General features: G+C 71.9%; 8 protein-coding genes. 1 reads left to right on the forward strand and 7 read right to left on the reverse strand.

Going from position 1 to position 10,943, the window contains the following annotated elements:
- Positions 1-8: 8 nt before the first annotated feature.
- Positions 9-1,058 carry a rhamnogalacturonan acetylesterase gene (locus tag J7E93_RS00480; protein ID WP_215065001.1) on the forward strand — a complete coding sequence of 350 codons (1,050 nt, stop codon included), beginning with the start codon at positions 9-11 and terminating at the stop codon, positions 1,056-1,058.
- Here J7E93_RS00480 and J7E93_RS00485 read toward each other — a convergent pair.
- From J7E93_RS00485 to J7E93_RS00515, 7 genes are all read right to left on the reverse strand, one after another.
- Positions 1,009-2,247: a sugar MFS transporter gene (locus J7E93_RS00485; RefSeq protein WP_215065003.1), complete on the reverse strand. Its 1,239-nt coding sequence runs from the start codon at positions 2,245-2,247 to the stop codon at positions 1,009-1,011. The two genes, J7E93_RS00480 and J7E93_RS00485, sit on opposite strands and share 50 nt — an antisense overlap.
- Complete coding sequence (locus J7E93_RS00490) at positions 2,244-5,150, reverse strand: glycoside hydrolase family 2 TIM barrel-domain containing protein (protein WP_215065009.1); 2,907 nt, start codon at positions 5,148-5,150, stop codon at positions 2,244-2,246. Before J7E93_RS00490 ends, J7E93_RS00485 begins: the two co-directional genes overlap by 4 nt.
- A 301-nt stretch (positions 5,151-5,451) precedes the next feature.
- On the reverse strand, positions 5,452-6,681 hold the full coding sequence (mmsB, locus tag J7E93_RS00495) for a multiple monosaccharide ABC transporter permease (RefSeq protein ID WP_251065826.1): 1,230 nt from the start codon (positions 6,679-6,681) through the stop codon (positions 5,452-5,454).
- Between the two features lie 9 nt (positions 6,682-6,690).
- Positions 6,691-8,247: a multiple monosaccharide ABC transporter ATP-binding protein gene (gene mmsA, locus J7E93_RS00500; protein WP_215065011.1), complete on the reverse strand. Its 1,557-nt coding sequence runs from the start codon at positions 8,245-8,247 to the stop codon at positions 6,691-6,693.
- A complete protein-coding gene (chvE, locus tag J7E93_RS00505) occupies positions 8,244-9,362 on the reverse strand; it encodes a multiple monosaccharide ABC transporter substrate-binding protein (protein WP_215065018.1) in 1,119 nt (372 codons plus the stop codon). Before chvE ends, mmsA begins: the two co-directional genes overlap by 4 nt.
- 1 nt (position 9,363) lies before the next feature.
- Entirely contained in the window at positions 9,364-10,332 is a 969-nt protein-coding gene (locus J7E93_RS00510) for a hypothetical protein (protein WP_374105341.1), read from the reverse strand.
- 100 nt (positions 10,333-10,432) lie between these two features.
- Positions 10,433-10,943, reverse strand: a 511-nt coding sequence (locus J7E93_RS00515; RefSeq protein ID WP_251065827.1) for a zinc-binding dehydrogenase, incomplete at its 5' end; no start/stop codon positions are given.

The raw sequence follows: 10,943 nt of genomic DNA on the forward strand, positions 1-10,943 counted from the left end.
AAGCACCGATGCGACGCACCGCCCTGTTCACCGTCGCCGCGACCGCCGCCGCCGCGCTCACCGCGACCCCCGCCCACGCCGACGGGCCCTACGGCCAGGGCCTGGACCACTGCACCACCTCGCCGTCCACGACCGCGGTCGTCTGCCACTTCGACGTCCCGCCTGGCACGTACGACGTCACCGTCACCCTCGGCGGGGACACCGCCGGCTCCACCTCCGTCACGGGCGAGACCCGGCGCGCCCTGCTCGCCGCCACCGGCACCGACGCGGGGGAGCGGACCCGGCGTTCCTTCAGCGTCGACGTCCGCGACCCGGAGGGCGAGCCGACCGGACCGGTCGGGAGCCCCGGCCTGGACCTGACCTTCGGCGGCTCGGCGCCACGGCCGACGGGCGTACGGATCACCCCGGCTCCCGCCGTCCCACGGATCTTCCTCATCGGGGACTCCACCGTGTGCGACCAGCCGGGGGAGCCGTACACCGGCTGGGGACAGCAGCTTCCGCAGTTCCTCCAGCGCGGAGTGGCGGTCGCCAACCACGCCGACTCCGGCGAGAGCACGGTCAGTTACGTGGCGAACCCGGCCCTGTTCCCGGTCGTCAGGGAACGCATCCGCCTTGGCGACCCCGTGCTGATCCAGCTCGCCCACAACGACAAGCAGACCGACGCCGTCACCTACCGCGCCCACCTCACCACCCTGGTCCAGGGCGTACGGGAACGGGGCGGTCGGCCCGTGCTCGTGACGCCGGTCGTCCGCCGCTGGTTCAACGCCGACGGCACCCTGAACAACGGCACCGCCCTGCTCGTCAACGGCCTCGGCGTCGACCATCCGGCCGAGATCAGGCGCCTCGCGGCGGACCTCGGGACCCCGCTGATCGACCTGACCGCCCTCACCAAGGCACGGGTGGAGGAGCTGGGGCCCGAGGCGTCCAAGGCCCTCTACCTGACGGCCGAGAAGCGCGACAACACCCACACCTCGGTGCGCGGTGCGACGGAGTACGCCACCCTCGTCGTCACCGAACTGCGCGCCCAGGGGATCGTTCCCGACCGGCTGATCCGCTGACGGGTTCGTCCACGGCCGGCCCGTCGCTCCGTCGTACGCCGGAGCGACGGGCCAGCCACACCGTCACCACCAGACTCGCGGCCGACAGCACGGTGAGGAGCACGGGCACGGCACCGATGCCCGACACCTCGATGCCCAGTCCGAGCAGCGGCGGAGCCGCGACCCCGCCGATCATCGACGCGGCGATCACCCATGCCCCGGCGTGGCGGGCCGTCGGCAGCGCCCGGTGCAGCCACGGCAGGCCGGTCGGGAAGACGGGCGCGATGAACAGACCCACCCCGGCGTACGCGACGGGCGCTGCGCCCGGGACGAGAGCCAGCAGCAGACAGGCCGTCATCCCGGCCCCGCACACCGCCAGGATCCGCTCCGGCGCGTACCGCAGAGTGAGCGGCACGACCAGGAACCGGCCCACGGTCATCATCAGCCAGTACGCGGAGGTCGCCGTGGCCGCCGTGGCCGTGGCGTAGCCGACCGTCTCCAGATGGGTCGGCTCCCAGCCGCCCACTCCGGCCTCGACCGCCACGTTCAGCACGTACAGCAGGACGAAACCGAGCAGCACCGGAGAGAGCCGCGCCACGCGGGACACCTCGCGGGGGCCCGGCGCCGGCGCGGCCTCGTCCCGTACCCCGCGGGTCCCCGCGATCAGGACGACCGAGAGCAGCGCGCACCCCGCGAAGGCGTACGGATACCGGTCGGGGCCGAGCGCCGCGAGCACGGCGGGAGCCAGGACGGCGCCGATGCCGAAGTGACCGTTGAGGATGTTGAGCATGGCCGGGGAACGCTCGCCGAATCCGACGGCGAAGAGCTGGTTCAGGCCGTAGTCGACCCCGCCGAAACCCAGCCCGCCGAGGAACGCCGCGCACAGCGCCAGTGGCCAGCCGGGCGCCAGCGCGAACCCCGCGGCGCCGACCGCCATCAGTACGTAACTCACCGCGAGCAGCGCCCTGCTGCTGAGCCGGGCACGGATCACGTCGAAGCCCAGGACGCCCGCGACCCCACCGGTGAAGTGCAGGCTCAGCGCCAGGCCGGCGGCGGCGGGGGACAGGCCGTACTCGCCCCGCACGGCCGGAACCGCCGGGCCGTACAGCGCCTGGAGGGCGCCGATCAGGACGAAGGCGACGCAGGCGGCGGCCGTGGCCGGCCGGCTGAAGAGCCGGCCGGCCACGGGGTGTGCGGCGGTGCCGGTCACACGGACCGCCGCGAGAGCGCCTCGAACGTGAACGAGAACGCGGCGGGGGCGGCGGTCAGCCGGTACTCCGGCAGGACGCCCGGTCCGCAGGACTGCGAGCCGATGCCGTGCTGGGCGTGGTCCAGGTTCAGCCAGACCGTGTCACCGGGCACGAGGTCGCTCCGGTGGTCGGCCGCGTCGAGCTGCTCACTCGTCCAGCGGCGCGCCGTGAACCAGAACGCGGGTTCGCCCTCGACCCTCAACCCCCTGCCCGTGTCGCTCAGTTCGACCCACCGGGTGTCGATCCTGGCGCCGTTCTCCTGCGGACGTACGTACGGGGTCTGGAGCTCGTCCACCGTGGCCCGCCAACGGCCGAGGCGAGCCGCCGACCGGGTGTCCGGGTAGGCCTCGCCGGGCCCACCGCCGAACCAGGTCGCCCGCTCCAGGCCGGCCGGGAGGCCGAGCCGGACACCGAGCCGGGGAAGCGGCAGCGGCCACGCGCCCTCGGGGGTGACCGAGACCGTGAGCCGCAGCCGGGTCCCGTCCGACGTCCAGCGGTAGACGGTGCGCAGACCGAGATCCTGGGCGGCGGGTGCCACCCGGGTCCGTACCGTCAGCGCGTCCCCCTCGGTCTCCACGGCGTCGACCCGGTGCCGCATCCGGTGCAGCCCCAGCTCCCGCCAGAGCAGGCCGTACCGCTCGTCGGGCTGCCACGCCGCCCCGTTGTCGTTGTCGGTCGGCGCCCTCCACACATCGAGCCGCAGCCCGGTGAGCGGGAGCCCGCCGAGGGCGAGCGGCTCGCCCGTACGGGCGTCGAAGGAGGCGGGGCCGAGAGTGATCCGCCGCCCCTCCAGGAGCGGGTGCGCGCCACCGGCCTCCGCGGCCGGCCCGCGCGTCTGCGCGGACGGCACGTGCGGTGCCGGCGCGGGAAGCTGGCCCCAGGCGACCTCGTGACCGGCCGGAGCCCAGGCGGTCTCGTGGGCGAGCAGCGCCCGCACGGTCCAGGTCTTCTCGCCCGCGCCGCCGTGCTCCGGCGGCGCGGGCAGCGCGACCTCGGCGCTCTCCCCGGCGGCCAGCGCCGGCACCGCCAGCGGCCCTTCGGCGACACTCTCCCCCTCGACCAGGTACGACCAGGTGAAGGAGAGGTGGGAGAGGTCCGCGAAGTCGTGCAGGTTCGTGATCCGTACGGCGCCGCCGTCGCCGGACACCGGGCCGATACGGACCGGCTCGATCACCTTCTTGTACTCGACGAGACCGGGCGACGGGGTCCGGTCGGGGAAGAGCAGGCCGTCGCAGACGAAGTTGCCGTCGTGCAGCTCCTCGCCGAAGTCCCCGCCGTAACCGTGTCCGTACCGCGGGTGGACGAGGCCGTGGTCGATCCACTCCCAGACGAACCCGCCCTGGCAGCGTTCGTACCGCTCGAAGAGCCGCTGGTAGTCGGCGAGCCCGCCGGGGCCGTTCCCCATGGCGTGCCCGTACTCGCAGAGGATGAACGGGAGTTCCCGCCGTCGCGCGGGCCCTTCGTCCTGCCGGCGGCCGATCGCCTCGACCTCGGCGTGCGGGGCGTACATCCGGGAGTAGACGTCCGTGTCCGCGCAGGACAGGTCGCCCTCGTAGTGCACCAGCCGCAGTGGATCGCGGTCGCGGATCCACTCCGCCATCGCGGTGAGCCCGGAGCCCGTGCCGCACTCGTTGCCGAGCGACCAGATGATCACCGAGGCGTGGTTCTTGTCGCGCTCGACCATCCGCGCGGCGCGGTCGAGCAGCGCCGGCGTCCAGCGCTCGTCGTCGACCGGGTTGGCACGCCATCCCAGGTCCTGGAAGCCGTGCGTCTCCAGGTCGCACTCGTCGATGACCCACAGGCCGTACTCGTCGCACAGGTCCAGGAAGGCGGGGTGCGGGGGGTAGTGGGAGGTGCGGACTGCGTTGATGTTGTGCCGTTTCATCAGCTCCACGTCCTGGCGCATCGTCGCCAGGTCGACGCTCCGGCCGGTCTCCGGGTGGAACTCGTGCCGGTTCACGCCCCGGAAGAGGACACGGCGGCCGTTCACCTTGATCACGCCGTCCTCGACGCGGACGGTACGGAACCCCACGCGCAGCGCGATCCGTTCGCCGCCGGCGCTCAGCACCCCTTCGTAGAGCCGGGGCGTCTCGGCGCTCCACGGTTCGGCCCTCACCGTCACCGCCCGGCCGGTCTCCGTGTCGATGCCCAGCTCCGGCACCGTGACCCGGCCCGGCACGTCGCACTCCACGCGCAGGGTGCCAGTGCCGGCGGTGTGGTCGTACGAGGCGTGCACGAAGAAGTCGTCGGCCGCGCCCTCGGGGCGGTGGAGCAGCGTCACGTCACGGAAGACGCCGGGCAGCCACCACTGGTCCTGGTCCTCCAGGTACGAGCCCGACGACCACTGGTGGACGCGGACGGCGAGCACATTCCCGCGTGGCTTCAGCAGGGGGCCCACGGCGAACTCGTGCGCAAGCCGCGAGCCCTTGAACGTGCCCAGTTCCTCGCCGTTGAGCCAGACCCGGGCCGCGGACTCCACGCCGTCGAAGCGCACCACGGCGCCGCCGGTCGCCGGCCAGCCGTCGGGCAGGTCGAAGTGGCGCAGATGGTCACCGGTGGGGTTCTCGGTCGGGACCCGGGGCGGATCGACGGGGAAGGGGTAGACGACGTTGGTGTACGCGGGCGCGCCGTGGTCCTCGCCCTGCAGGACCCAGTGGCCCGGCACCGTGATCTCGCCCCAGGAACCGGAGTCGTACCCCTCGGCGGCGAACGACGCGTCGGCCGCGTCGGCGGTGGGCGAGAGGCGGAAGCGCCACGTGCCGTCGAGGGAGAGGGAGGCGGCGTCCGAGCGGGCGTACCAGGCGCGGGGCGGCAGGCAGCCGTCGCCGGGAGAGACGTCTTCGTACCAGGGAAGGGCGGACATGGGTCTCCTGCGGGATGGGGAAGGGAAGGACGCACGCCAGGCCGGCGCGTGGAAGGCGCGCTGGTGGCAAGTGCTGCGGAGAGCGCCGCGGAAAGCGCTTGCGCCTCGGTTTCCATCCCACCCCGCCGGCCGGGCCCGCACAACCCCGTCGGGCCGCCCGGCTGTTGGACTCTTCGCGGCCCGTTTGGACCGAGATCTCCGCGTGCCCCGCCGCTCCCGTACGGGACGGCGGACATGCCTGCGGCACGGGCACCGACGTGGCGCCCGTGCCGCAGCACGTCCTCGGCCGGCACCCGGCCGGCTAACGGCCCGCGCGCCGCTTGTTCCAGACGTCGAAGCCGACCGCGGCGAGCAGCACGAGCCCCTTGATGACCTGCTGGTAGTCCGTGCCGATGCCGACCAGCGACATGCCGTTGTTCAGGACACCCAGCACCAGGCCGCCGATCACGGCGCCCGTCACCGTGCCCACACCACCGCTCATCGACGCACCGCCGATGAACGCGGCCGCGATGGCCTCCAGCTCGAAGTTGAGACCGGCCTGCGGCGTGCCCGCGTTGAGCCGCGCCGCGTACACACAACCCGCCAGCGCGGCGAGCACACCCATGTTCACGAAGACCAGGAAGGTGACCCGCTTGTCCTTGACCCCCGACAGCTTCGCGGCCGCCTTGTTGCCGCCGAGCGCGTACACATGACGGCCGACGACCGCGTTGCGCATCACGTAACCCAGACCGATCAGCAGCGCGCACATGATGAGCATGACCACGGGCACGCCGTGGAAGCTGGCCAGGGTGAGGGTGAAGGCCACGATCGCCGCCGTCATCGCCACGCACTTCAGCGCCCACAGCCCCGTCGGCAGCACCTCCAGCTCGTACGCCAGCTGCCGCTTGCGATCGCGCCACTCGCGCAGCAGCAGGAAGACGACCGTCACGAGCCCGATGAACAGCGTCGGGTTGTGGTACTGCGTGTACGGCCCCATCTCGGGAATGAAGCCCTTGGCGATGTTCTGGAAGCCGTCGGGGAACGGCGCGAGCGAGCGGCCCTCCAGGAAGATCTGGGTCAGTCCGCGGAAGAGGAGCATCCCGGCCAGTGTCACGATGAAGGACGGGATCCCGAGGTACGCGATGAAGTACCCCTGCCAGGCCCCGGCCACCGCCCCGATGACCAGGGCGAGGACCAGCGCGAGGACCCAGGGCATGTCGTGGCGGACCATCATCACCGCCGACAGGGCACCGACGAACGCGGCCAGCGAGCCCACGGACAGGTCGATGTGGCCCGCGACGATGACGATCATCATCCCGATGGCGAGGATGAGGATGTAGCTGTTCTGCTGGATCAGATTGGAGACGTTGTTCGGCAGCAGCAGCGTGCCGTCGGTCCAGATCTGGAACAGGACGACGAGGAAGAGGAGCGCGACGAGCATGCCGTACCGGCGCATGTTCGCCCGCAGCGCCTGCACGAGCAGCGCGCCGGCCGACGGACGTATCGGGTGCGCCGCCACCGTGTCGGGCGCGGAAGGGGTCGTGGTGGTCATGGCGGGACCTCAGCTCCTGCTCGTGGTCATGTGGCGCATCAGCGTTTCCTGCGTGGCCTCGCCGCGGCCGACCTCACCGGTCAGCCGCCCCTCGGCCATGGTGTAGATCCGGTCGCACATCCCGAGAAGTTCCGGCAGTTCGGAGGAGATGAACAGCACGGCCCTGCCCTGCGCCGCGAGCCGGTCGATGACGGTGTAGATCTCGAACTTGGCGCCGACGTCGATGCCGCGCGTCGGTTCGTCGAGGATCAGCACCTTCGGGTCGGCGTGGATCCACTTGCTGAGGACGACCTTCTGCTGATTGCCGCCGGAGAGCCGGCCGACCTGCTCGAAGACCGTCGGTGTCTTGATGTTCATCGTGGCCCGGTAGCTCTCGGCGACCTTGCGCTCCTGGTGCTCGTCGACGACCCCGCGCCGCCGCATCCCGGGCAGGGAGGCGAGGGAGACGTTGCGGTGCACGGTGTCGTCCAGATGGAGCCCGTACCGCTTGCGGTCCTCGGTGACGTAGGCGAGACCGGCCGCGATCGCGGCGGGCACGTTTCCGGTCGCCGCCTCCCGGCCGTCGATCTCCACGGTGCCGCCCGTGTACCGCCCGTACGAGCGGCCGAAGACCGACATCGCGAGCTCGGTGCGGCCGGCGCCCATGAGACCCGCGATGCCGACGATCTCGCCCCGCCGGACGGTCAGCGAGACGTCGTCGACGACGGTGCGCCGCTGGTCCACCGGGTGGCGCACGGTCCAGCCGCGCACCGCGAGCGCCACCTGGCCGGCGTCCTCGCCCTCGTACGGGGTGCGCGGTGGGAAGCGGTGGTCGAGGTCACGGCCGACCATGCCCCGGATGATCCGGTCCTCGGACAGCTCGGGCTCGGCGTCGCGGGTCGGGCGCACGGCCAGGGTCTCGATGGTCCGGCCGTCGCGGAGCACCGTCACCCGGTCGGCGATCCGCCGGATCTCGTTCAGCTTGTGGGAGATGACGACAGAGGCGATGCCCTCCTCGCGCAGCTCCAGGATCAGCCGGAGGAGCGCCGCGCTGTCCTCGTCGTTCAGCGCCGCCGTCGGCTCGTCGAGGATGAGCAGCTTCACCTCCTTCGACAGCGCCTTGGCGATCTCCACCAGCTGCTGCCGCCCCACCCCGAGGTCGGCGACGGGGGTGTGCGGGTTCTCGCGCAGCCCGACCCGTTCGAGGAGGCGCTTGGCGCTGCGCAGTGTGTCGTTCCAGTCGACGACTCCGCGGCGGGCCCGTTCGTTGCCGAGGAAGATGTTCTCCGCGATGGACAAGTGGGGGACGAGCGCGAGTTCCTGATGGATGATCACGATGCCGCGGCGTTCGCTCGCCCGGATGTCCTTGAAGGCGACGGGTTCGCCCTCGAAGCGGATCTCTCCCTCGTAGCTGCCGTGCGGATGGACACCGCTCAGCACCTTCATGAGGGTGGACTTCCCGGCTCCGTTCTCCCCGCAGAGGGCGTGGATCTCACCGGGACCGACCGTGAGGTTCACCTCGCTGAGCGCGGTGACGCCGGGGAAGGTCTTGGTGATGGAGCGCATCTCGAGCACCGGCCCGGTCATGACAGCTGTCCCGCGGTGAAGTACCCCTCGCGCACCAGGAGATCGGTGTTGGACTTGTCGATGCTGACCGGGTCGAGGAGATACGACGGCACGGTCTTCTTGCCGTTGTCGTAGTCCTTCACGTTGTTGACCTCGGGCTTCTTGCCGTTGAGCACGGCGTCGCCCATCGCCACCGCCCGGGCGGCCAGCTTGCGGGTGTCCTTGAAGACGGTCTGGGTCTGCTCGCCGCGCAGGATCGACTTGACCGAGGCCAGCTCGGCGTCCTGCCCGGTGACGACGGGCAGCGGCCGGTTGCCGGTTCCGTAACCGGCGCTCTTGAGGGCGGAGATGATGCCGATGGAGATGCCGTCGTAGGGGGAGAGGACCGCGTCGACGCTCTCCTCGCCGTAGTTCTTGCTGATCAGGTCGTCCATCCGCTTCTGCGCGGTGCCGCCGTCCCAGCGCAGGGTGGTCGCCTGGTTCATCCGGGTCTGGCCGCTGCGGACGAGGAGCTGGCCGCTGTCGAAGTACGGCTGGAGCACCTTCATGGCGCCGTTCCAGAAGTACCGGGTGTTGTTGTCGTCCGGTGATCCGGCGAAGAGCTCGATGTCGTACGCCTTGCCGGAGTTCTTCGCGGGCGCGCCGAGCTTCAGCCGCTCGACGATGTACCGCGCCTCCAGCTCGCCCACCCGCTCGTTGTCGAAGGAGGCGTAGTAGTCGACGTGCTCGGTGCCCATGATGAGGCGGTCGTACGAGATCACGGGGATCCCGGCGTCGTGGGCGCGCTGGAGGACCTCGGTGAGCGCGGCGCCGTCGATCGCGGCGATCACCAGGAGCCGACGCCCCTTGGTGATCATGTTCTCGATCTGGGCGATCTGGTTCTCGACCTTGTCGTCGCCGTACTGCAGATCGGTCTCGTAGCCCGCCTGCTGGAACTGCTTCGCCATGTTCTCGCCGTCGGCTATCCACCGCTCCGAGGCCTTGGTCGGCATCGCCAGACCGATCGTGCCGCCCTTGCCGGCGTCGGGCTGGTAGCGGCTGCCGCCGCGGGCCTCCTGGCCGCAGCCGGCGAGGGCGGTGACGAGGAGGAGGGAGAGGGCGGCCAGGGCCGCGGGGTGGCGCGTGCGGGTGCGCATGTCAGTTCCCTTCGGGGGCGGGGAAGCGGCGGAGGGCGCCCGGCAGTCGGGAGCCGAGGGGTGACATCCCGCCGTCCGCGCCGTGCCGGGCGAGCAGATCGAGGACGAGCCGGCCACGCCGTACGCGCTCACGGGCGGTGGCCAGGGCATGGTCGCGCATGTGGGCGCCGTAGGGGTAGATGCCGGCGGAGCGGCTGAGTCCGAACTTGAGGTACAGCGGCGCGCCTCGGCGGATCAGTTCGGCGGCCTCGTACATCCGGACGTAGCCGCCGAGGTCGTCCGGGGCCTCCACGTAGAGGTCCATCGGTGCGCGGCTGACCCGGCGGATCTCGGAGAGGTGGGCGAGGGTGAGGTCGGAGGGGACGTTGAGGGAGTCGGCCCCCAGATGTTCGTAGACGGCGTACGAGGCCGGGTTGACGGGGCCGATGAGCGCGGAGGCCTTGAACGTGGTGTCGGCGGGGAGTTCGCCGGCCGCGCGCAGTCGGTGCAGGGTCCACAGCACGCCTTCGTCGGCGATGAGCAGACAGCGCACCCCCAACGCCGTGGCGCGCAGGGCGTCTTCGACACAGCCGGCGAGCGCGTCATGGCCACGGGCCCGGAGCCCCGCCCCGCCGGAGTCGGTACGGGTGGCGGCGCCGATGTCCCAGGTGCCGCGCGGCCCGGTGAACAGGCAGAGCTCGACGGAGCGTTCGGCGCAGCCGTCCACCATCTCGGTGATCTCGTCGTCGGTGAGCATCCAGACGCCGCTGCCCTGGCTGATCCGGTGCACCGGCACGTCGAGCCGGGCGCTCTCCTCGAGGACCACCGCGAGTGCCTCGGGCCCTTCGACGGAGGGGATCTCGGTCCGCCAGGTGCCGCCGTCGGGGAAGGCGTGGGGGGAGGTGTCGGCGGAGTCGACGTGGGGGGTGGGATGGTCGATCCGCGCGAGTGCGGCGGCCCCGGGACGGCGGGGAACGGCGGAAGCGGTCACAGGAATCCTCTGTTCGATATTTCGGACGCTGTTCGGAAAATGGGGTGCGGCGGTACGGGACGGTGGTCCCGTACCGCCGCACGGAGCCGGGCGCGCCCGGTCAGGGACGGAGCAGTACCTTGCCGGTCCCGGCATCGCCGCCGCCGACCAGCGCGACGGCCTCCGCGAACCGCTCCAGCGGGAATTCGTGGGTGATCAGCGGGGCCGGATCGAGCAGCCCCAGCCCGAAGGCCCGCACCGCGTCGGCCCAGGCGGCGGAGGACGCGCCGAAGACGCTGCGGATCTCCAGCTGGCTCACCGACAGATGCGCGGGATCGATCCCGGTCGCTCCGGGGGCGAACATCCCCGTCAGCACGACCCGGCCGCCCCGGCGGGCCAGCAGGCAGGAGGCGGCGGCGGTGGAGGGCGCCCCGGCCGTCTCCACGACCAGGTCGAACCGCCCGTACGAGCCGGCCTCGGCCTCCCCGGGCGTGAGGGCCTCGCTCGCGCCGAACCGCAGCGCCTGCTCGCCGCGCGCGGCCCGGGGGTCGACCACCGCCAACTCGGCGGGCGAGGAGGCGGCGAGCAACTGGACGGCGAGCAGCCCGAGCGTGCCGCAGCCGACGACCGCG

It is taken from the genome of Streptomyces sp. ISL-36 (genome assembly GCF_018614205.1).
Taxonomy (GTDB): Bacteria; Actinomycetota; Actinomycetes; order Streptomycetales; family Streptomycetaceae; genus Streptomyces.